Below are 22,216 nucleotides of genomic sequence, written 5' to 3'. Positions count from 1 at the left end.
GTCAGGACGCGCTATGCATTGCCCTTTCTGTTTCGCCGTAGATACCAAAGTTATCGACTCTCGTCTGGTGGGCGAGGGCTCTTCCGTGCGCCGCCGTCGCCAGTGTCTGGTCTGTAATGAACGCTTTACGACGTTTGAAGTGGCGGAGCTGGTGATGCCGCGGGTCGTAAAAAGCAACGATGTGCGTGAACCTTTCAATGAAGAAAAACTGCGTAGCGGAATGTTGAAAGCCCTGGAGAAACGTCCAGTCAGCTCTGACGACGTGGAAATGGCTGTTAACCACATTAAAACGCATCTGCGCGGGACCGGCGAGCGCGAAGTACCGAGCAAAATGATCGGCAACCTGGTGATGGAGCAGCTGAAAAAGCTCGATAAAGTGGCCTATATCCGCTTTGCTTCCGTCTATCGCAGCTTTGAAGATATCAAAGAGTTCGGCGAAGAGATCGCCCGCCTACAGGACTAAGCTATGCTGGACGAAATGTACATGGCGCGGGCGCTCAAGCTGGCCGCACGCGGACGCTTCACCACTCATCCCAACCCGAATGTCGGCTGCGTTATCGTCAAAGATGGCGAGATCGTCGGTGAAGGTTTTCACTACCGTGCTGGCGAACCTCACGCTGAAGTCCACGCGCTGCGTATGGCCGGTGAAAAAGCCAAAGGCGCGACGGCTTACGTCACGCTGGAGCCCTGCAGCCATCATGGGCGTACGCCGCCGTGCTGCGAAGCGCTGATTGCCGCGGGTGTTTCTCGTGTGGTTGCCGCGATGCAGGACCCGAATCCGCAGGTGGCGGGGCGCGGTCTGTACCGCCTGCAGCAGGAAGGCATCGACGTCAGCCACGGGCTGATGATGAACGAAGCTGAAGCGCTGAATAAAGGTTTTCTCAAGCGGATGCGTACCGGATTTCCTTATATCCAGCTTAAAATGGGCGCGTCGCTGGATGGCCGTACGGCGATGGCTAGCGGTGAAAGCCAGTGGATCACCTCGCCTCAGGCGCGTCGCGACGTGCAGCGTCTGCGTGCGCAAAGCCACGCCATCCTTACCAGCAGCGCAACCGTGCTGGCGGATGACCCGGCGCTGACCGTTCGCTGGGACGAGCTCAACGCCGAAACCCAGACCTTGTACCCACAGGAAAATCTGCGCCAGCCTTTACGGATTGTTATCGATAGCCAGAATCGCGTGACCCCACAGCATCGCATTGTGCAGCAGGCGGGCGAGACGCTGTTTGCCCGCACTCACGAAGATGCTCGTCAGTGGCCGGAAAACGTGCGCAATCTGCTGGTTCCTGAGCATAACGACCATCTCGATCTGGTGGTGCTGATGATGCAACTGGGTAAACAGCAAATTAATAGTATTTGGGTCGAAGCGGGGCCAACGCTTGCCGGTGCGCTGTTGCAGGCCGGATTGGTGGACGAGCTTATCGTCTACATTGCGCCTAAACTGTTAGGCACCGACGCACGCGGATTATGTGCGCTGCCGGGGCTTGAGAAACTTGAACAAGCACCCCATTTCAAATTCAACGAGATACGTCATGTAGGCCCGGATATTTGCCTGCATTTAGTGAACGCTTGATTTCCCCGGACAAAAGGGAAAGCAGTGCGCCGATTAATATGATAGAATCCGCCCCCCTTGCGGGGCCAAGTGAACCCGAAGGAAGAGTATGAACATTATTGAAGCTAACGTTGCTACCCCGGACGCCCGCGTCGCCATCACCATTGCGCGTTTCAACAACTTTATCAATGACAGCCTGCTGGAAGGTGCGATTGACGCCCTGAAACGCATTGGCCAGGTCAAAGATGAAAACATTACCGTTGTTTGGGTTCCAGGTGCGTATGAGCTGCCGTTGGCGACTGACGCACTGGCGAAAACCGGTAAATATGACGCGGTGATCGCGCTGGGTACCGTTATCCGTGGCGGCACTGCGCACTTTGAATATGTGGCTGGCGGAGCAAGCAATGGCCTGGCGCATGTCGCTCAGGACAGCGGGATCCCGGTAGCCTTCGGTGTTCTGACCACTGAAAGTATTGAACAAGCCATCGAGCGTGCTGGCACCAAAGCCGGTAACAAAGGCGCTGAAGCAGCGCTGACTGCGCTGGAAATGATTAACGTATTGAAAGCCATCAAGGCCTGATTTTTGTAAGGGGAATTCCGTGAAACCTGCTGCTCGTCGCCGCGCCCGTGAGTGTGCTGTCCAGGCGCTTTACTCCTGGCAGTTGTCCAAAAACGACATCGCTGATGTCGAATACCAGTTCCTGGCGGAACAGGATGTGAAAGATGTTGACGTTCTGTATTTCCGTGAACTGCTGACCGGAGTGGCGACTAACAGCGCGTACCTCGACGGCCTGATGAAGCCGTACCTGTCCCGCCTGCTGGAAGAGCTGGGTCAGGTGGAAAAAGCGGTACTGCGAATTGCGCTGTTTGAGCTGTCAAAGCGTAGCGATGTCCCGTACAAAGTTGCGATTAACGAAGCCATTGAACTGGCGAAAACCTTTGGCGCTGAAGATAGCCACAAGTTTGTCAACGGCGTGCTGGATAAAGCAGCCCCGGTAATTCGTCCCAACAAAAAGTAAACTCCAGGGCCGGATTTGCAGATTATCTTTCCTGCAAATCCGGCCTTATTCTTTCTTTTGCTGAGGCATAACGTATGGCATGCGGCGAATTTTCCCTGATTGCCCGTTATTTTGATCGTGTTAAAAGCGCTCGTCTTGATGTTGAAACCGGCATTGGCGACGACTGCGCGCTCCTGAATATCCCCGAGAAAAAAACGCTGGCAATCAGCACCGACACCCTGGTGGCGGGAAACCATTTTTTACCTGACATCGACCCTGCCGACCTCGCTTATAAAGCGCTGGCGGTGAATCTGAGCGACCTTGCGGCAATGGGCGCTGAACCGGCGTGGTTAACGCTGGCCCTGACCCTACCGGAAGCAGACGAAGCGTGGCTTGAAGCCTTTAGCGACAGCCTGTTTGTCCAGCTCAACTATTACGATATGCAGTTGATTGGCGGCGATACCACCCGCGGGCCGTTGTCGATGACGCTGGGTATCCACGGCTTTGTGCCGACAGGGCGCGGGCTGAAGCGCTCTGGAGCGAAGCCTGGCGACTGGATTTACGTCACCGGAACGCCGGGTGACAGCGCTGCGGGACTGGCGATTTTGCAGGACAGGCTTCAGGTTGAAGATGCACCCGATGCTGATTACCTGCTGGCGCGCCACCTGCGTCCGCTGCCGCGCGTTCTGCAAGGGCAGGCGCTGCGCGATCTGGCAACCTCGGCTATTGACCTCTCCGATGGCTTAATTTCCGACCTGGGTCATATTCTTAACGCCAGCGGCTGCGGCGCACGCGTTGATCTCGATGCGATGCCGTTCTCCGAGGCTATGCAGCGTCAGGTTGAAACGGAACAGGCGTTGCGTTGGGCACTCTCCGGCGGCGAAGATTATGAGCTGTGCTTTACCGTTCCTGAACTGAACCGTGGGGCGCTGGATGTTGCTCTCGCCAATCTCGGCGCGCGTTTTACCTGTATTGGCCAGATTCTCCCAGAGTCGGAAGGCCTGCAGTTTATCCGCGATAGCAAGCCGGTAACGCTTGATTTTAAGGGATATGACCATTTTGGCGCGTAGTAGAGATGTGGCGAAAAGCCGCCTGAATATGCTTAACCCCTGGCACCTGCTGGCGACGGGGTTTGGTAGCGGTCTGAGCCCAGTTGTACCCGGAACAATGGGGTCGCTGGCGTCGATTCCGTTCTGGTATCTGATGACCTTTCTTCCCTGGCAGCTCTATTCGCTGGTGGTGATGATGAGCATCTGCATCGGCGTCTATATCTGCCATCGTACGGCGAAAGATATGGGTACCCACGATCACGGCAGTATCGTCTGGGACGAGTTTGTCGGGATGTGGATAACCCTGATGGCGTTACCGACGATGGACTGGCAGTGGGTCGCCGCCGGGTTTGTGATTTTCCGTATTTTTGATATGTGGAAACCGTGGCCGATCCGTTGGTTCGACCGCAACATTCATGGCGGGATGGGGATCATGGTAGACGATATCGTCGCCGGGGTGATTTCCGCCGGGGTGCTGTACGTGATTGGTCACCACTGGCCGATTGGTCTTTTCTAAGCACAGTAAACTCCAGGTCAGCAGCTTCCCGGAGGCGGTGCTGCGCACCTGTCCGGGCTACCTAATCCGCAGGACCCGTAGCCCGGCTTAGCGTAGCGCGAGCCGGGAATCTTGTGGGAACAGAGCGCTACTTGAACCCGACAATCGGGTGCGGTTTATACGGTGTCTCCAGCTTTTCAATCTGCTCCGGTGTGAGCGTTAAATCGACTGCATGTAGCAGCTCGTCCATTTGCTCCTGCCTTGATGCGCCAATAATTGGCGCGGCCACGCCGGGTTTGCTCAATAGCCAGGCCAGCGCGACCTGGGCGCGATTGACGTCAAGCTCCTCCGCTACCTCGGCCAGTTTGTTGGCAATCAATTCATCGTTTTCATCCGTTGCGTTGTAGAGCGCCTTACCGACTTCATCCGATACCAGTCGGGCGGTAGTTTCTCCCCAGGGACGAGTCAGGCGACCGCGCGCCAGCGGGCTCCACGGCATCACCGCGACGCCTTCGCGGCTGCACAGCGGCAACATCTCATTTTCTTCTTCGCGGTAAATCAGGTTGTAGTGATCCTGCATGGTCACGAAGCGCGCCCAGTTGTTTTGCTCCTGCAACATCAGAGCCTGAGCGAACTGCCGGGCATGCATCGACGACGCGCCGATATAGCGAGCCTTACCTGCCTTAACCACATCGTTTAGCGCCTCCAGGGTCTCTTCAATGGGCGTAGTGTAATCCCAGCGGTGAATTTGCAGCAGATCGACATACTCCATGCCGAGGCGTTTTAGGCTATCGTCAATGGAACGCAGAATCTGCGCCCGCGACAGGCCCTGCGGTAGATCGCCTACCTGATGATAAACTTTGGTCGCGACGATAACGGAATCGCGGCGGGCATACTCACGCAGCGCACGGCCGAGGATCTCCTCACTGCTGCCGTCAGAATAGTTGTTTGAGGTGTCGAAAAAATTAATGCCGCCTTCCAGAGCGTGCTTTATCAGCAGGCGGCTGCTCTCTTCCGGTAAGGTCCAGGCATGGTTACCGCGATCCGGTTCGCCAAAGGTCATGCAGCCGAGGCAAAGCCGGGAAACGCGCAGATCGGTATCGCCAAGGGGAATGTAATGCATAATGCGCTCCTGCTACTTTAAAGGGTATCCTTTAAGCATAGCAGGAGCACCAGGGGGGATTATGCTAGCCAGGTATTGATTTTGGTTTCTATACCAGCGGCATCCAGGCCGAGCTCGGCGTGAACTTCTTCCTGAGTCCCTTGTGGGATAAAGAAATCAGGCAGGCCCAGATTCAGCACCGGCACCACACGGCGACGGGCCATCAGCAGTTCATTCACACCGCTACCCGCGCCACCCATAATGGCGTTCTCTTCCAGAGTCACCAGCACGTCATGTTCTGCAGCAAGTTGTAGGACCAGCGACTCGTCCAGCGGTTTGGCAAAGCGCATATCCGCCAGCGTGGCGTTAAGATTTTCCGCCGCTTTTGCCGCTTGCGGCAGCAACGTGCCGAAGTTCAGAATTGCGATTTTCTCGCCTTCACGTTTCACCACGCCTTTACCGATAGGCAGTGAGGTCAGCGGCTCAAACGCAGCGCCGGTGCCGGAGCCGCGCGGGTAGCGCACCGCGCTTGGACCGTCGTTGTAGTGATAACCGGTATACAGCATCTGCCGGCATTGGTTCTCATCGCTCGGGGTCATAATGACCATATCCGGAATGCAGCGCAGGAAGGAGATATCAAACGCGCCCTGATGGGTCTGACCATCTGCGCCGACAATCCCCGCGCGGTCGATAGCGAACAGCACCGGCAGCTTCTGGATGGCGACATCGTGAATTACCTGATCATAGGCGCGCTGCAGGAAGGTAGAGTAAATTGCGACCACTGGCTTGTAGCCGCCAATTGCCAGGCCGGCGGCAAAGGTCACCGCATGCTGCTCAGCAATCGCCACGTCGAAATACTGGTCGGGATATTTTTTTGAAAACTCGACCATCCCGGAACCTTCGCGCATCGCTGGCGTAACGGCCATCAGTTTGTCATCTTTCGAGGCAGTTTCGCACAGCCAGTCGCCGAAGATTTTCGAGTAAGAGGGTAGGCCGCCGCTGCTTTTTGGCAGCACGCCGCTGGTGTGGTCGAATTTAGGCACCGCATGGAAGGTAATCGGGTCTTTTTCGGCTGGCTCATAGCCGCGACCTTTTTTGGTCATAATATGCAGGAACTGCGGCCCCTTGAGGTCGCGCATGTTCTTCAGTGTATTGACCAGACCGATAACATCATGACCGTCCACCGGTCCAATGTAGTTAAAGCCCAGCTCTTCAAACAGCGTCCCCGGAACCACCATCCCTTTGATGTGTTCCTCGGTGCGTTTGAGCAGCTCTTTAATCGGCGGTACGCCAGAGAAAACCTTTTTGCCGCCTTCGCGCAGCGTGGAGTAGAGTTTTCCAGAAAGCAGTTGCGCCAGATGGTTGTTTAGCGCGCCCACGTTTTCGGAAATCGACATTTCATTGTCGTTGAGCACCACCAGCAGATCGGGTTTGATATCGCCCGCGTGGTTCATTGCTTCAAACGCCATCCCGGCGGTAATTGCCCCGTCGCCGATCACGCAGACCGCACGGCGCTGCTTATCTTCTTTCGCGGCGGCGATAGCGATGCCGATCCCGGCAGAGATAGAGGTAGAAGAGTGGCCGACGCTCAGGACGTCATACTCGCTCTCTCCACGCCACGGGAAGGGATGCAGGCCGCCTTTCTGGCGAATAGTGCCGATTTTGTCACGGCGACCGGTCAGAATTTTATGCGGGTAGGCCTGGTGGCCGACGTCCCAGATAAGACGGTCGAACGGCGTGTTATAGACGTAGTGCAGCGCCACGGTTAGCTCTACCGTGCCGAGACCAGAAGCAAAATGCCCGCTGGAACGGCTGACGCTGTCCAGCAGATAACGGCGCAGTTCATCGCACAGTTTCGGTAGGCTATCTTTCGGCAACAAACGCAACTCCTGGGTGGAGTCCACCAGCGCCAGGGTCGGGTATTTGGCAATATCAAAACTCATCAGAGACTCATTTATTGTTTATTTATCACGCTGAATTATGTAATTCGCGAGCGCTTCCAGTGCCGTAGTATCCAGAGATTGCGCGGCCAGCTCATTTAGCGACTGGCGGGCGTCGGTAATCAGGTCATGGGCCTTTTTCCGGGCTTGCTCAAGTCCCAGAAGGGCGGGGTAGGTACTTTTGCCCAACTGTTGGTCGGCTCCCTGACGTTTGCCAAGGGTCGCAGTATCCCCTACCACGTCGAGAATGTCATCCTGGACCTGGAAGGCGAGACCGATATTTTCTGCGTATCGATCGAGCGCGGGTAGCGCCCTGCGACCGGGTTCACCCGCGCTCAGCGCGCCCATTCTCACCGCCGCGCGAATAAGCGCTCCGGTTTTGTGGCGATGGATGCGTTCCAGCGCCTGCAGGTCAACCTGATGCCCTTCCGCTTCCAAATCCAGCGCCTGACCGCCGCACATTCCGGCGATGCCGCTAGCCTGCGCCAGTTCAGAAATCATTGCCAGACGATTGCGGTCCGCGACTTCTGGCATCGGCGCATCACTCAGTATAGAAAACGCCAGCGTTTGTAGCGCGTCCCCGGCAAGAATTGCGTTCGCTTCGCCGAATTTAATATGGCAGGTTGGCTGGCCGCGGCGTAAATCGTCATCATCCATGGCCGGCAGGTCGTCGTGTATCAGCGAGTAAGCATGAATACATTCGACGGCAGCGGCGGGGGCATCCAGCGTGGTACGGCTAACGCCAAACATGTCACCAGTGGCGTAAACCAGAAATGGACGCAGGCGTTTGCCGCCTAATAATGCACCGTACTGCATCGCTTCGACCAGCGGAGTGTTCTGAAAGGGCTGCGGGGCGATAAAGCGACGCAGCGCTTCATTGGCCTGCTCAACGCACGCCTGTAGCTGTTGCGGGAAGTTCATTTATTCAGCGTCCGGCGTAAAAGGCGTGAGCGGCGCGTCTTCGCTATCCGCCAGCAAAATTTGTACGCGCTGTTCGGCCTGCTGCAGTTTTGCCTGCCCCTGGCGGGCCAGCTGTATTCCGCGCTCAAATTCGCCGAGTGCGTCTTCTAACGGTAGTGAGCCGCTTTCCAGGCGAGTGACTATTTGCTCCAACTCGCCCAGGGCGGTTTCAAAGCTGGCCGGGGCTTCATTTTTCTTTGGCATAGTGAATATAGACTCTTGTTATGTCTCGATGGCTATCAATATGGTAACGAAGTCGAGCGGTTAATCAAATAACGCGCAATGCCAGGTGAAAAGCGTCCAATAGTGGTATACTCCGCGCCCTGGATGCAGACGCCGGTTGCGCCTGTACAACTTTTTATGCTCAAAGCCCAGTCGGGCTTGCCAACGAACTATTGTCGCCATGAAGTTTATCATTAAATTGTTCCCGGAAATCACCATCAAAAGCCAATCTGTGCGATTGCGCTTCATTAAAATCTTAACCGGGAACATTCGTAACGTTCTCAAAAACTATGATGAGACGCTTGCCGTCGTTCGTCATTGGGATCATATCGAAGTCCGGGCAAAAGATGAAAATCAGCGTCTGGCTATTCGCGATGCGCTGACCCGTATTCCGGGTATTCACCATATTCTGGAAGTCGAAGACGTTCCTTTCACCTCGCTGCACGATATTTTCGAGCAAACGCTGCCGCTGTGGCGTGAAACGCTGGAAGGTAAAACCTTCTGTGTGCGCGTCAAACGTCGCGGTAAGCATGAGTTTACCTCTATCGAAGTTGAACGCTATGTCGGCGGCGGTCTTAACCAGCACATTGAAACGGCGCGCGTGAAGCTGACTGACCCCGATGTCACGGTGAACCTGGAGATCGAAAACGATCGTCTGTTGCTGGTAAAAGGGCGTTATGAAGGTATCGGTGGTTATCCCATCGGTACTCAGGAAGACGTGCTGTCGCTGATTTCCGGCGGTTTCGACTCCGGCGTTTCCAGCTATATGCTGATGCGTCGTGGCTGCCGTGTGCACTACTGCTTCTTTAATCTCGGCGGCGCTGCGCATGAAATCGGCGTACGTCAGGTGGCGCATTATCTGTGGAACCGCTTCGGCAGCTCCCACCGCGTGCGTTTTGTGGCGATTAATTTCGAGCCGGTGGTGGGCGAAATTCTTGAGAAAGTCGACGACGGCCAGATGGGCGTCGTGCTCAAACGTATGATGGTCCGTGCGGCGTCGCAAGTGGCTGAGCGCTATGGTGTGCAGGCGCTGGTAACCGGCGAAGCGCTGGGTCAGGTTTCCAGCCAGACGCTGACCAATCTGCGCTTAATCGACAATGTCTCCGATACGCTGATTCTGCGTCCGCTGATCTCACACGATAAAGAGCACATCATTAATCTGGCGCGTGAAATCGGCACCGAAGATTTTGCCCGCACGATGCCGGAATACTGCGGTGTTATCTCGAAGAGCCCGACCGTGAAAGCGGTGAAGGCGAAGATCGAAGCGGAAGAAGAAAACTTCGATTTCAGCATCCTTGAGAAAGTGGTGGCGGAAGCGAATAACATTGATATTCGCGATATTGCCCAGCAGACCGAGCAGGACGTGGTGGAAGTGGAAACCGTCAGCGGTTTCGGCTCTAACGACGTTATCCTCGATATTCGTTCTGTTGATGAGCAGGATGAAAGGCCGCTGAAGGTAGAGGGTATCGATGTGGTTTCCCTGCCGTTCTACAAGCTGAGCACTAAATTCGGCGATCTCGACCAGAGTAAAACCTGGCTGCTGTGGTGTGAACGCGGTGTGATGAGCCGCCTGCAGGCGCTGTATCTGCGCGAGCAGGGCTTTGAGAATGTTAAGGTGTATCGCCCGTAGATTTTCCTGACTAAGGCGTAAACATTGAAAACGGCAACCCTGGATTGGGTTGCCGTTTTGCATTTACTCGTAATAGTTATAAATTCCTGCTGCCATCACCAACTGTGATGCGACTTCATGGGCTTTTTCACGCCCAACCAGCAAATCAATGATCTTCAGTGCGAAATCAATTGATGTTCCCGGTCCCTGGCTGGTGAGCAGGTTAACCCGTGGGTCCCAGACGACGCGTTTATCCTGCCACTGCTCGGTGGGGATTTGATCTTTCAGCGTGGGAAAACCGGTCATATTGCCGATAGGGAAGAGGTTATGCGGTACCAGTACGGTGGCCGCCGCGGCGCAGATCGCCGCGACAATACGCCCGGAAAGATGAAACTGGCGCACCGTTTCTACCAGCAGCGGGCTATCACGAAAGCACTCTGCCCCTTTAATCCCGCCAGGCAGAACGATGATGTCAAAATCACCGTCGGCAACTTCGACCAGCGGCGCATCTGCCAACAGTTTGACGCCGCGCGAACAAACGATCGTCAGATTACCATCGCTGGCGACGCTCGCCGTGGTGACCTTAACGCCGCCGCGAACGAGTAAATCGATGGTGGTGACCGCTTCGGTCTCTTCGCTACCAGGGGCGAGGCAAATCAGTGCCGACGCGCTCATATTCATTCTCCTTACGCTTAACCTGTTCAAATAGGCGGGCATTTTCCGGTACGGCTATGCCGTGGGCACGGGCGCGTTTGAGTAAAAAACCGGTGATATAATCGATTTCCGTATGGCGCTGGGCGAGAATATCCTGCAGCATTGAGGATGTATTTTCTGCCGTACTTTCAATGACCTGATGAATATAGAATAACAGGTTTTCCGGCGAGGTATGCATCCCTTCACGTTCCATGACCGCGGCGACTTCATAACAGATAGCGGCGACCTCTTGCGGATATTTACGTAATTCACCGTTCTGGCAATTTTTTAACGCCGTCAGCGGGTTAATGACGCAATTTACCGCCAGCTTACTCCAGGTTGCGGGATAAATATTGTTATGCCAGGCGACATCGGGCAGCACGCCCTGTAAGACATCGGCAAGGTGACTGTAGTCCTGCGGATAAAGTTTTGCCGGGCCAATATGGCTGGTACCGTTGGCAACGTGGACGATAACGTTGCCATCGCGTCGGGCTGCCTGGGTGGTCGAGGCCATCAGCAGCGGTTGTTTGACGCTCTTAAGCTCATCAACGGTACCCATACCGTTATGCATTAATAAGATAGGTGATGAAACAGGTAGGATTTCGCTGAGATTTTTCACCGCATTGGAGACCTGCCAGGCCTTGAGCGTGACCAGCAGCAGGTCGCTGCTGGCGAGAAAATCAGGATCGTTAGCGGTGAATGATTCATTAAACACGCTACCGTCGGTTTCAATCACATTAACACTACAGAATGGCTGTGGGACGCGTAACCAGCCCTGGACTTCATGTCCGTGTTTGTACAGCGCAGTTAGCCATAACTGTCCCAGTGCACCGCATCCGAGTACGGTTACTTTCATTATTCCTCCTCACCTGTAAGTGCAGCATCAGGTGCTCATGGCTAAAGTATAGCGTTATCAGTTATCCTTTCGGGATAACAAGTTGAGTTATGTCGCGTTGTGGGTATTATGCAACGCAAAAGAAACGGAAGGAGAGGAAAAGATGCCATCTTTCGATATTGTCTCTGAAGTCGATCTTCAGGAAGTTCGAAACGCTGTAGAGAACGCAACCCGTGAAGTTGAGTCGCGTTTCGATTTTCGTAACGTTGAAGCGAGTTTTGAGCTGAACGAAAAAAACGAGACCATCAAGGTCCTCAGCGAATCTGATTTCCAGATTAATCAGCTGCTGGATATTCTGCGCGCCAAGCTGCTAAAACGCGGAATTGGAGGCAGTTCTATCGAGGTGCCGGATGAGTTCGTGCATAGCGGTAAAACCTGGTTTGTTGATGCGAAGCTGAAGCAGGGCATTGAGAGCTCGATGCAGAAGAAAATCGTCAAACTGATTAAAGACAGCAAGCTGAAGGTGCAGGCGCAGATCCAGGGCGAAGAAATTCGCGTGACAGGTAAAGCGCGTGATGATCTGCAGGCGGTCATGGCGCTGGTGCGCGGTGGTGATTTAGGCCAGCCGTTCCAGTTCAAAAACTTCCGCGATTAAGCCGCTATATTTGATGGCGCGATGCTATCAAACTTTAATTTTGCCACACTGTATGTCGGAGAAGACGTTTGTCGTCCCCGACATACTTATACTTTAAGCCATGTTTTTTCGACCCCATATCTCAATTTTTAGATTGACACTCCCTCGGTGGCATTATTTTTATATATTCAATCAGTGAATATTGATTGCATTAAATATATAGCCTCGGCAGCAGATGATTGTCACTCATCAACTTAATTAGGTCGGTGGTGAATGTTATTGCATTAAAATTATCGGTGATAAAACGAAAGTGTCGTTTAATTGAAGTGTTTGTGAGTTTTTTTATGTGAAATTATATTTAGATAGGGCTGTGACTTTAAGTTGTTGAATACATAGCGATACAATAACTAAATCTTTATGAATTCCAAATGTGATTTTATTGAAGTGTGAATTGAGGTGTGGGTTTTACTTCAAAATTATAGTGATTTGGTTTATTAGGGTTGAGGGGCTTATCTTATGGTTCGAGGCTTGCTGTGACGATAAGTGTGACTAAGTTGAATGATGAAATTAGATTGATTATTTATTGAGGTCGCGTGATGAAGTAATTGAATGCTGATTGGGATTGTGAATTATGTGGAGATGATACTGTTGGTGAAAAATTCACTTTTGTTCATTAATGAAATATTGGAAGCTATAATACCGTTACGATATCGTTTTAAGTTGTTTATAAAAACAGCGTTAAGAGCGCAGGGGAAGTTATTAGCCAGATTTAAATTGCGAGTGAAAACACTCAGAGCAAGGACAAGGAGTGCCGCATGTTTCATATAAGTCTTTTTAACCTTCTTTACTCTCTATACCTAATGTAATTGGAGTTGCAGTAATATTTATGCATATGCAACTTAATATATTATGGGTGAGTTTTCGTGCATGTATCCAGTTTAGGTGTCCTTAAGGGTATATCAACGTATACCATGGATATTAGATTTGTTGATGCTACATGCTATTTGGTGAGTTTTACGTAATTCTTCATGCAAGGATTTTGCGCATTAATATGTGCATCAAATAGTCGAATGTGAATAACAATGAATGTTATCAGGTTGTTCCTTTTGGCTGTACTCAATCAATACTATCTGAAAAGGTTCATATGAAACATTACGAAAAGAAGAAAAGCTTCGTAAAATTAAGCCCGATTGCTGCATCGTTGTTACTGCTTATACCGGTAATGGCGCAAGCAGAAATTGTCATTAAAAATGGAAGTGTAACAACCGCTGCAAATGGTGTTCCCATTGTTAATATTAAAGAAGCGAACAGTAAGGGGCTCTCACATAACATTTATGAAACTTTGAACGTTGGCGAAGAAGGGGTCATCTTTAACAACTCCGCTAGCGCCGCTCAAACTTTGCTGGCTGGACAAATTGCCGCTAACTCTAACCTGGCTGGAGGAACCGCAAAAGTTATTCTGAACGAAGTTACTTCAACAAATTCGAGTACCATTAACGGTATGATGGAGGTTGCTGGCGATTCAGCTCATCTTATCATTGCTAACCCGAATGGTATCACCACCCAGGGTGGCGGATTTATCAATGCTAAAAAAGGTACGCTGACGACTGGTACGCCAAACCTCACTAATGAGGGGGCATTAACGGGATATTCAGTGAGTGGCGGCGCTATCACAGTTGGAGGGTTCCAAAGTGAATCGCCAACTGAAATTTTGGCACGTAGTGTCAAAATTAACGGTGGTGTGCAAGTGGGCGAGCTTTCCGTTGTCGCTGGCAATAACGCGATTAACAGTGATGGCGTTGTTACAGGTAGTGTATTAGCCCGCGGGGAGGCGAGTACATATGGCGTGGATGTTTCCAGGTTAGGAGGTATGTATGCCAATAAAATCAGCCTTGTCAGTACCGAAAGCGGAGTGGGTGTACGTAACGTCGGGACAATTTCAGGTGGAAATGGTGGCATTAACATTAACAGCAATGGCATGCTAGTCAATAACGGTGCGATTATTCAATCTAGCGGTGATATTATCGCAACCACGAACGGAAAATTGCAAAACAACACAGGGAAAATCAATAGCGATCAAATGATCGTGATTAACACAGCTGGGAATGAGATTAGCAATACTAATGGTGGTGATATTTCAGCAACGACTAACAGCTATATTGAAAGTGGTGCGTTAGATAATAGTAATGGTAAATTGGCTGCTGGTCAGACATTAGCGATAAACACCAGAGGCAATACTCTGACTAACACCGGGAAATCAAAAACCTCAGGTATTAAGGCTGGTGTGGTTGCTATAGATGCGGGTGCTTTTGATAATAATAATGGTCAGGTTCATGCAGGTTATGTTGGTCTAAAAAATACATATTTAAACAATAATTCTGGCATCATTGATGTGGCTGGAAATGTTGATGTGGAAAGCACCGGAAACATTGACAATGTGACTGGGCTAATTCGATCTAGTACCGGTACTGTGAAACTGAAAACTACCAAAGCAGTCAAAAATAACAACAACCAATCAGCCGATACTACTGGTGCTGAATCGTTGGGGATTATTTCTGGTAATGGTACGGAAATTTTTGCTGATTATATTTTTAATAATTCTGGAAAGATTGCCTCTTCCGGTAATATTAGTGTTGAAACGGCGAAAGATATTAGCAACTACATGGGTAAGATTGAAAGTAGTCAGAATGTTTCAATTAAAGGACGTGAATTGCAGACTAGTCAATCTGGTATAAACGGTCTTAATGGTGTCAATATGGATCTTGATACCTTCTACAGCCGTTTGGGGATTGTGACTTCACTTAATGGCGATGTGTCAATTAAAGCCAATAAAGTTAGTAATGATAGCTCAATCATACTGGCGAAAAACATCAATATTCAGTCTAATTCTAACATTGATAATAAGTATTCAATGATGGTTGCTGATGAGAAACTAACTCTTAATGCTGCAGGTTCGATTGATAGCAGTTCCAGTGATATGTTTGGTTTTTTCGTGGGGCAATATTTTGGTTACGGGAACCAAGCAGGTGGTCTGATTGGCGGTAAAGGTGTTGATATCACTGCAAAGAATTTCAATAATACCTCTGGTCGTATAGTCGCGCAGACCGGAAATGTTAATGTCAATCTAACGGGTAACTTGTTAAACAATAAAGGTCAGGTTGCTGCTAATGCCGGGAGCATGGCAATCACTGCAAATAATATCAATGCTGATTATTCTACTATCTATAGCTCAGATAATATGCAGGTGAATGCTAATTCATTATCTTTGAAAGGGAATGGTTCCATTGCAAAAAATACTGCTACAGGTATTATTTCATCGGATAGTGATATTCAAATTGATATTAATGGAAATTATTTTAATAATGGTTGGGTTAGTGGTAAGGGTGATGTAACTGTAAAAACAATAGGGCATTTAAATAATGCCCATACGATCAACTCAGATAGCAATTTGGTTTTAAACGGTAAAGCTGTCACAAACAGTAATAATATAGTGGCAAAAAACACCCTGACAATTAAATCTGATAATGATTTAACTAATTATAGTGGTGCTAATATTACAGCGAACAAAACAATTGTTAATGCAAAAAACATCTCTAATAGGGGGAATTTAGTTGCGGATTCCCAGTTGAATGTTACTGCAAGTAATAATATTTATAACTATAGCAATATTTACACTAGTGGCATAGCTGTAATAAATGCCAATAAAATTATAAACACCGGTTTTTGGGCCGTATTAGGCGGTGCTCAAGGATTACAATCCACAGCAAATATTGTAAATATCTTTGGTACTGTAGTCGGTAAATAAGTAATTAAGCTGCTGGTAGAAGTAGTAAGGGATTATTACTTCTACCTTATCAGGATATGAAATGGAAATTCGTCGTTTTTTAAAAGTGGCTGTCTTTTTATTTATTGCTAGTTTTGATGTTACTGCAGATGGTCAGTTAGGTCGACTTATTAAAGAACAGCAAAGTAATGATAGTGCCACCATCAAAGAAAGAAAAATTGAAAAGAAAGATGTTTTTTCCGATATAACAGAAAAGACAATTATTGATGGTGATTTTTTACAGGAAACTCCCTGCTATCAAATTGATCAATTAATCCTGGGAAATGATTTCTTGGACGATCGAGGGCTGAGAAAAATAAAAAATAATATTGTCAAAAAATGCCTTGGGGTTAATGGGATAAAAAAAGTCGCAGTATTATTACAAGATTATTTTATAAGTTCAGGTTATATTACTACTCGGGTGGAAATTCCATCTCAGGATTTGTTAACAAAAAAACTAAACTTAACAATAATTCCGGGTAGAATTGCAGAGATCATCATTGCTGATGATGATGTGAGAAAATGGATGCTGCCATTTTCTGAGGGTGATATTCTCAATATTAGAGACGTAGAGCAAGGGCTTGAAAACATCCAAAGAACGCCTGAGGTCGATGTGAAAATAAATATCATGCCCGGGGTTGATGAGGGTGTGAGTAAAATTGTGATAAATCCTCAGCGTAAAAAAATATGGAGTATAAGAACTTCATATAATAACTACGGCGATGAGAGTACTGGAAGTCAACTTATTGGTGGAACGGGGTATTTATACAACTTTACCAAGTTAAGCGATCTATTCTATCTTGCAGGGACAAGCAGTCAGACGGGTGCTTATATAAACTTCAGTACCTATTACAGTATCCCTTTTGGATATTCTGAGTTTAGCCTTTTTTATAGCAACAGTAAATCCAGGCAAAATATCGATATTGGAGAATATACTTTTGGTTACGTTGGGAAAACAGAGTATCTAAGTATCAAAGGGAACAGGATGCTTTATCGCAATGTGAACTCAAAAATCTCTGCAAGTGCTGAGTTAATTAGCCGTAAGTATGATTATACTCTTGGGGGGACTGAATTAGTACTTCAAAAGCGTGATATGAGAAATTTGCGATTGGGGGTGAATTATAAAAGGAATTTTACTGGTGCTGGGTTAGATTCTACTTTCACGTGGCAACGCTTTATGAAGGAGGTGGGTGGATCTGAAACGCCAGATATGCGTAGTGGTGATGTAAGTACAAATAGTCAGATAATGAATCTAAATACAAATTATGTAAAATGGTTAGCAATGTTGCCAACTGATGCTTATTACGAATTTAATTTAGGTGCGCAGTATTCGCCCGGTAACTTGACATTACAGGATCAGTTCACCATTGGTGACAGATGGAGCGTTCGTGGTTTTCAAAATAGTAATGGAATATATGGTAATAAAGGGTTTTATATACAGAATACGCTTAATCTGGTGACTGGCTGTATGGGTATGATTCCATATGCAGGTATAGATTATGGTCAAATTATTGGTAAGCTTCCATCTCAGGATCTTAGTGGGAAAAAAATAATGGGTGGAGTTATCGGCCTCAAAGGCGGTGTTAAAGCACTAGAGTATGATATCTCATTATCAAGCCCCTTTCTCTATCCTAATGACCTGGACATTGATAGATATAAATTTAACTTTAATTTTTCTTATCAGATATAAGGGGCGTGAGGGATATATTATGCGTATTGGTACAGATATTGTTGAAATTGCCAGAATCACTAAAGCCATTTTGAACGAAAAAAAAGGTTTTTTGGAACGGGTTTTTACGATTAGAGAAATTGAAAAAATAAACATTGCTGAACCAAACTATACACGTGCTGCGGGGTTCTGGGCGGCAAAAGAATCTATCGTAAAAGCAGCTGGGTATGGATTTAGTCAGGGAATTCGCTTTCAGGATATCGAAGTTACTCATAACGAGCATGGAAGACCTGAGTTTATACTATCTGGCATGCTGAAGGAAATACTTAATAAACAAAAGGTTATGGGTATTTCACTCAGTATCTCTCACTGCCGTACTTATGCTATTGCGGCAACCATTATTTATTAGTTGAAGGTATATTATCGATATGTATAACTATAACGACCTTGCTGATAAAACGGTGCTGGTTACTGGTGCTAGTGGTGATATTGGACTTGCTATTTGTACGAAATTTCTGGAACAAAAATGTATTGTTTTCGCTGTGTATAATTGGGTCTTCCCCGATCATGGTGGGAGACTCAGAAGTCCATGTTTAACCTGCCGTAATGGAACATCACAGCTACTTTGAACCGCTCCTTGTTCCGGTATCCCCTCGACTTGATCCGCAGCAGTCTGATCTTGCTGTTCAGCGATTCTGCATTGCCGTTTGATACCCGATGCTTCATCGCATTCAGGATACCGTACAGCCGTTTACGTAACGTTCTGGCGGCACTACTCAGCAGCGGGACGCCAACATCTTTTGCCATCGCTATCCATTCCTGCCACAGGCGTCTGCTGTGCTCGTCATACCGACGGTTCCAGAGTTCCCGCGCCAGCTCTTTCATTGCCCAGCAACGGCTGGTATCAGGCAGGACCATCTGCGCTGCCTCCAGTCTTTCTGCTATTCGACCATGACGCTTATGACGGCCGTACAGCCACAGATAGCGGGAGCGATGTGCACGTTTTCGGGCCTGCAACGGGATCGTTTTCATCTCTGACTGCCGTGTTTTATCCACCACGGCACAGAGCATTTTGGCTACATGGAAGTGATCGAAGGCGATTTTTTCTACTGCGTTGGGTAAGTGGATCCGGGCCGCGCTGATATAGGCCGGGTTCATATCCATCGACAAGGTTTTGATGGATTCGAGCTGGCGGTCACCCAGGTTTCGGAGATAACCGGCAAGACTCTCAACACCACGATCATCCCTTAGCTCAAGCGCTTGTCCCTGCGTATCCGAGATAACGGTGACATACTGATAACCCTTTTTGAAGCTCACCTCATCCACACAGAGGTGACGCGCAGACTGGGGCAACCGTCGGCGCGCCAGTCCTCGCTTTACCGCACGCTGCATGATGTTATCGACGGCATTCCAGCTGAGTTTCAGTTGTTTCCTGACAGCATCAACGGTACTGATTTTCAGCCATGAGAGCACGAAGGATTCGAACAACAACGTATACCGGCTGCCGGGTCCCGCCCACGGAACTGGCAGCGTCAGGCAACCATGTTCCGGGCACATAATGCGGGGGACATCGGCTTCGACTATCGTTGAAAACTGGCAGGTATCGAGATGACGCCATTTGCGATGCCGGTGATCGTGAGCAGGACAGGATTTCCCGCAGGCCGGACAGGTCAACTGAGTATTTTCAGCGATCCCGACAGTAACGGTAACAGACCCCGCATTTTCATCGAGAGAAAGAGACGTTACCTGCCACGGAGCAGACAGGTTGAGGATATGAGCATAGAGGGACTTTTCGTCCATGGTGGTGACCTCTGGCGAATTAATACGCCATTATCATGCCTTTAGCCACCACAACAAGGGAAGACCCGTATAATTTCAATTCTGGACCGTTAGTTGAACTTAAGACTCGTCATCCCAATGGGGAGAGACTCCATATATTGCAGTGCGACCTTGCTTGTGCCGACGATGTCTCCGCTTTATGTCAATACTTGTCCGGAGAAGTAGGTAAGTTGGACGTACTAGTAAACAATGCGGGAATTGTAAAAGATAGTCTTTTTGCATCAATGAGTTTTGATGATTTTCATTCTGTTATAAATACTAACCTACTGAGCCTGTTCAGATTAACGAAAGAGGCATTAATGCTATTACGTTCAGCAGCAGATCCAGCGATAATTAATGTAGCATCTATTGCCGCCATTGTCCCGAGTGTTGGCCAAGCTAACTATAGCGCATCGAAAGGCGCAATATTAAGTTTTACTCGCACATTGGCAGCAGAACTTGCTCCACGGGGAGTTCGAGTAAATGCAGTTGCGCCAGGAATGGTAGAATCTAAAATGGTAAAAAAAGTGTCACGCACGGTAGTGCGTGAAATCATCAACTCTATTCCTCTGAAACGTCTTGGGCGATGTGAAGAGGTGGCGAATACCATTGTTTATTTAAGCTCCTCAGCATCAAGTTATATTATTGGTCAAACCATCGTCATTGATGGCGGTATGGTAATGCGGTGATGTATGTCTAAATATTCAATTCCTTCAAAAATCTTTCTCAAAATGGGAGGGTGGCGACAACCCTTATTGATGGTTGATAAAATAATTGATTTTAAGTATGGGGATAATGGATTTATAAAAGTTGTAAAACACGTTACGTATAATGATCCATATTTACTTGGGCATTTTCCTGAAGACCCTATAATGCCGGGGGCGATTATTTCGGAAATATTTGGTCAGGCAAGCGAGTATTTCTCTCTCTTAACTTATATCTGTGATATCTATCGACAACGTGAAGGTATAGAGTTCAGGACATTACGTGATATTTATGCCTACATAGAATATCCAGAAATGCTGGAAACAATATGTATGAGACGGGCCCAAGTCCGCGGTGTACTGGCTGCTCAGAATCTGAAGTTCAGGGGATCTGCTTATCCCGGCGATACAATTGAGGTAATGAGTAAACTCTCGTTCTCAGATGAGAATGGATTCAAGCATTATTTGGTTACGGCTAATGTAGGTAAAAAAATAATTAGCCAAGGAATAATCATTAACTTTAGAGAAGTTTTATAATTTATCAAAGGAGTAAAGTTTATGACTGATATTAATGAGAAGATTGACGAGCGAAAATCCATACTTTTTACTATTAAAACAGAAATTATTCAACGTTTGAATGTGCAGCGTGAAATTCATCAAATTGATGACGATACACCATTGTTTGGTAATGGACTAAAGCTTGATTCTGTTGATGCAACGGAAATTATCGTTATGCTCGATAAAACGTTTAATGTTCAGGCATCTGAAGGTGATGACCCTGCTTATATGAGAAGCATAAATAGCCTTGCTTCATTTATCATCCAGAAAAAATCATCGTAATCCGCCAAAGCATATAAAAGGACGTTTTATGAACACACTCTCAGAATTACATTTAAAGAATAACGCTGTAATGGGGACGTATAATGACCGTAGGGTACCTTCTTCATATCATAATATCCTCGAAGAATATAAAGCAGTAAGAGAGAACGTTTTGCTGGTCGATTATTCGCACATGTCTATTGTCAGTGTTGTTGGGGATGACTCTTGGGTGCTGGTAAACTATATGGTATCGGCTGATGTTTCCATTATTCGCGATGAGCAAGGTATTTACTCTCTGGTGCTTAACGATGATGGAACTATTCGTGGCGATATTTATGTGCTCTGTTCTGCTGAAGGTTACTATATTTTATCAGAAAATATTTCTTCTGAATATATTATGGAGGCACTGAAAACTATTCTGGAAAAAGCGGATGAGTTAGATATTCAGGAAAATCCGGAAATCAAGTCTATGGCGGAAGATTCCTGGGGAGCTATTATGCTTGAAGGACCTTATGCATGGGAGGTTATGGCTGAAGTTTATGGCTTTGATATCATCGGGTTACCATATTATGAATATATGAATACTTCGGATGAACTGATGGTGTTCCGTTGTGGTAAGCATGGTGAATTCGCATATCTGCTAATTGGTCCGCAAAGTACATTGGTTGGTATGTGGGTAAAACTACAGAGTATCGGTGATAAGTATTTGCTGAAGACAGGTGGTTTAGATTATCAGCGTTTAGCTCGTATTGAGAATACGGGTTGGGATGAAAGTTTGTTCGGGAGTTACTCGCGTAACCCCATTGAATTACAAATCCAATGGGCTATTCAGTATGACAAAGATGATTTTATTGGCAAACATGCTGTTGAACGGTTATCTATTATGGGGGCTGTTCGTAAGGTTGTTGGGATAATGCCATGTACGGAATGTAATATTATTGACTCATCGGATAAAGTTTTAATGAATGGACTGCAGGTCGGTATTATTATTCAGGCTTTATATTCCCCTGCGTTGCATAATTGGATTGCCCTGGCGCTAATTGATGAATGCTATGCTTTATCTGATATTGCTGGTTTTACTATACAAAATGCTAATGGTGAGGTCGCTGCGAAAACTCAAAATGTGCCTTTCATTTATAACCTAAGTTTGTTAGTCAATCCAACAATGCACAGCTATGTTGATGCATCAAAAGCAAAGAGCGCATTGCCAATCGAATAACAGTTAGCAGAAGAAATATCTTTGTGACCATTCGCTCCATAATATGACGATATGGCTGGCGAAATTGAGAAGAGTCA

The 22,216-nt window shown here is 48.1% G+C and carries 21 protein-coding genes and 2 pseudogenes; 16 read left to right on the top strand and 7 right to left on the bottom strand.

All coding sequences use genetic code 11. The features are described from left to right. Positions 1 to 13: 13 nt before the first annotated feature. The 6 genes from nrdR (at position 14) to pgpA (ending at position 4,113) form a co-directional block, all read left to right on the top strand. Positions 14 to 463: a transcriptional regulator NrdR gene (gene nrdR / locus HV213_RS22380; RefSeq protein WP_110273776.1), complete on the top strand. Its 450-nt coding sequence runs from the start codon at positions 14 to 16 to the stop codon at positions 461 to 463. 3 nt (positions 464 to 466) lie between these two features. After that, complete coding sequence (gene ribD / locus HV213_RS22375; protein WP_181483352.1) at positions 467 to 1,570, top strand: bifunctional diaminohydroxyphosphoribosylaminopyrimidine deaminase/5-amino-6-(5-phosphoribosylamino)uracil reductase RibD; 1,104 nt, start codon at positions 467 to 469, stop codon at positions 1,568 to 1,570. Positions 1,571 to 1,658: 88 nt separating this feature from the next. Further along, a complete protein-coding gene (ribH, locus tag HV213_RS22370) occupies positions 1,659 to 2,129 on the top strand; it encodes a 6,7-dimethyl-8-ribityllumazine synthase (protein ID WP_110273774.1) in 471 nt (156 codons plus the stop codon). Between the two features lie 19 nt (positions 2,130 to 2,148). Further along, a complete protein-coding gene (gene nusB / locus HV213_RS22365) occupies positions 2,149 to 2,568 on the top strand; it encodes a transcription antitermination factor NusB (protein ID WP_110273773.1) in 420 nt (139 codons plus the stop codon). Between the two features lie 74 nt (positions 2,569 to 2,642). Beyond that, positions 2,643 to 3,617: a thiamine-phosphate kinase gene (gene thiL, locus HV213_RS22360; RefSeq protein ID WP_181483351.1), complete on the top strand. Its 975-nt coding sequence runs from the start codon at positions 2,643 to 2,645 to the stop codon at positions 3,615 to 3,617. Continuing rightward, the gene (pgpA, locus tag HV213_RS22355; RefSeq protein WP_181483350.1) at positions 3,598 to 4,113 is read left to right on the top strand and encodes a phosphatidylglycerophosphatase A; all 516 of its coding nucleotides are present in this window, start codon (positions 3,598 to 3,600) and stop codon (positions 4,111 to 4,113) included. Before thiL ends, pgpA begins: the two co-directional genes overlap by 20 nt. A gap of 127 nt (positions 4,114 to 4,240) precedes the next feature. Here pgpA and HV213_RS22350 read toward each other — a convergent pair whose 3' ends face one another. Genes HV213_RS22350 through xseB form a run of 4 tightly spaced genes read right to left on the bottom strand, consistent with a single transcriptional unit; the run spans position 4,241 to position 8,298 of the window. Continuing rightward, a complete protein-coding gene (locus HV213_RS22350; RefSeq protein ID WP_181483349.1) occupies positions 4,241 to 5,215 on the bottom strand; it encodes an aldo/keto reductase in 975 nt (324 codons plus the stop codon). Positions 5,216 to 5,274: 59 nt separating this feature from the next. Further along, on the bottom strand, positions 5,275 to 7,137 hold the full coding sequence (gene dxs / locus HV213_RS22345; RefSeq protein ID WP_181483348.1) for a 1-deoxy-D-xylulose-5-phosphate synthase: 1,863 nt from the start codon (positions 7,135 to 7,137) through the stop codon (positions 5,275 to 5,277). Positions 7,138 to 7,155: 18 nt separating this feature from the next. Continuing rightward, positions 7,156 to 8,055, bottom strand: coding sequence for a (2E,6E)-farnesyl diphosphate synthase (gene ispA / locus HV213_RS22340; RefSeq protein ID WP_181483347.1), 900 nt, complete (start codon positions 8,053 to 8,055; stop codon positions 7,156 to 7,158). Then, the gene (gene xseB, locus HV213_RS22335) at positions 8,056 to 8,298 is read right to left on the bottom strand and encodes an exodeoxyribonuclease VII small subunit (RefSeq protein WP_110273767.1); all 243 of its coding nucleotides are present in this window, start codon (positions 8,296 to 8,298) and stop codon (positions 8,056 to 8,058) included. Between the two features lie 199 nt (positions 8,299 to 8,497). Here xseB and thiI point away from each other — a divergent pair, with 199 nt between their 5' ends. Continuing rightward, a complete protein-coding gene (gene thiI, locus HV213_RS22330; RefSeq protein WP_181483346.1) occupies positions 8,498 to 9,946 on the top strand; it encodes a tRNA uracil 4-sulfurtransferase ThiI in 1,449 nt (482 codons plus the stop codon). Between the two features lie 63 nt (positions 9,947 to 10,009). Here thiI and yajL read toward each other — a convergent pair whose 3' ends face one another. Together yajL and panE are read right to left on the bottom strand one after the other, a co-directional pair. Beyond that, positions 10,010 to 10,600, bottom strand: a complete 591-nt coding sequence (gene yajL / locus HV213_RS22325; RefSeq protein ID WP_181483345.1) for a protein deglycase YajL — start codon at positions 10,598 to 10,600, stop codon at positions 10,010 to 10,012. After that, complete coding sequence (gene panE, locus HV213_RS22320) at positions 10,563 to 11,474, bottom strand: 2-dehydropantoate 2-reductase (protein ID WP_181483344.1); 912 nt, start codon at positions 11,472 to 11,474, stop codon at positions 10,563 to 10,565. The genes yajL and panE overlap by 38 nt, the downstream gene beginning before the upstream one ends. Before the next feature lie 142 nt (positions 11,475 to 11,616). On the opposite strand from panE, the gene HV213_RS22315 reads away from it, so the two are divergent. From HV213_RS22315 to HV213_RS33355, 5 genes and pseudogenes are all read left to right on the top strand, one after another. After that, entirely contained in the window at positions 11,617 to 12,108 is a 492-nt protein-coding gene (locus HV213_RS22315; RefSeq protein WP_181483343.1) for a YajQ family cyclic di-GMP-binding protein, read from the top strand. Positions 12,109 to 13,231: 1,123 nt separating this feature from the next. Further along, positions 13,232 to 15,892, top strand: coding sequence for a two-partner secretion domain-containing protein (locus HV213_RS22310; RefSeq protein ID WP_181483342.1), 2,661 nt, complete (start codon positions 13,232 to 13,234; stop codon positions 15,890 to 15,892). 61 nt (positions 15,893 to 15,953) lie between these two features. Then, positions 15,954 to 17,600 (top strand): ShlB/FhaC/HecB family hemolysin secretion/activation protein, encoded by a 1,647-nt coding sequence (locus HV213_RS22305; protein WP_181483341.1) that lies wholly within the window; start codon positions 15,954 to 15,956, stop codon positions 17,598 to 17,600. 19 nt (positions 17,601 to 17,619) lie between these two features. Beyond that, positions 17,620 to 17,988, top strand: coding sequence for a holo-ACP synthase (acpS, locus tag HV213_RS22300; protein WP_181483340.1), 369 nt, complete (start codon positions 17,620 to 17,622; stop codon positions 17,986 to 17,988). Between the two features lie 19 nt (positions 17,989 to 18,007). Further along, positions 18,008 to 18,127 (top strand): annotated as a pseudogene (locus HV213_RS33355) (3-oxoacyl-ACP reductase); the annotation flags it as partial. A 31-nt stretch (positions 18,128 to 18,158) separates the two neighbouring features. Here the strand turns inward: HV213_RS33355 and HV213_RS22295 are convergent. Beyond that, entirely contained in the window at positions 18,159 to 19,379 is a 1,221-nt protein-coding gene (locus tag HV213_RS22295) for an ISL3 family transposase (RefSeq protein ID WP_086816680.1), read from the bottom strand. Positions 19,380 to 19,468: 89 nt separating this feature from the next. Between HV213_RS22295 and HV213_RS22290 the strand changes: the two are divergent. From HV213_RS22290 to HV213_RS22275, 4 genes and pseudogenes are all read left to right on the top strand, one after another. Then, positions 19,469 to 20,086 (top strand): annotated as a pseudogene (locus tag HV213_RS22290) (SDR family oxidoreductase); the annotation flags it as partial. A 3-nt stretch (positions 20,087 to 20,089) separates the two neighbouring features. Then, on the top strand, positions 20,090 to 20,638 hold the full coding sequence (locus HV213_RS22285) for a hotdog family protein (RefSeq protein ID WP_181483338.1): 549 nt from the start codon (positions 20,090 to 20,092) through the stop codon (positions 20,636 to 20,638). Between the two features lie 21 nt (positions 20,639 to 20,659). Further along, positions 20,660 to 20,941, top strand: coding sequence for an acyl carrier protein (locus HV213_RS22280; RefSeq protein WP_181483337.1), 282 nt, complete (start codon positions 20,660 to 20,662; stop codon positions 20,939 to 20,941). A 28-nt stretch (positions 20,942 to 20,969) separates the two neighbouring features. Then, positions 20,970 to 22,139: an aminomethyltransferase family protein gene (locus tag HV213_RS22275; protein WP_181483336.1), complete on the top strand. Its 1,170-nt coding sequence runs from the start codon at positions 20,970 to 20,972 to the stop codon at positions 22,137 to 22,139. Positions 22,140 to 22,216: the final 77 nt, after the last annotated feature.

This window comes from Klebsiella sp. RHBSTW-00484, assembly GCF_013705725.1.
Classification (GTDB): domain Bacteria; phylum Pseudomonadota; class Gammaproteobacteria; order Enterobacterales; family Enterobacteriaceae; genus Klebsiella.
This window is presented reverse-complemented; position numbering and strand designations above follow the sequence as displayed.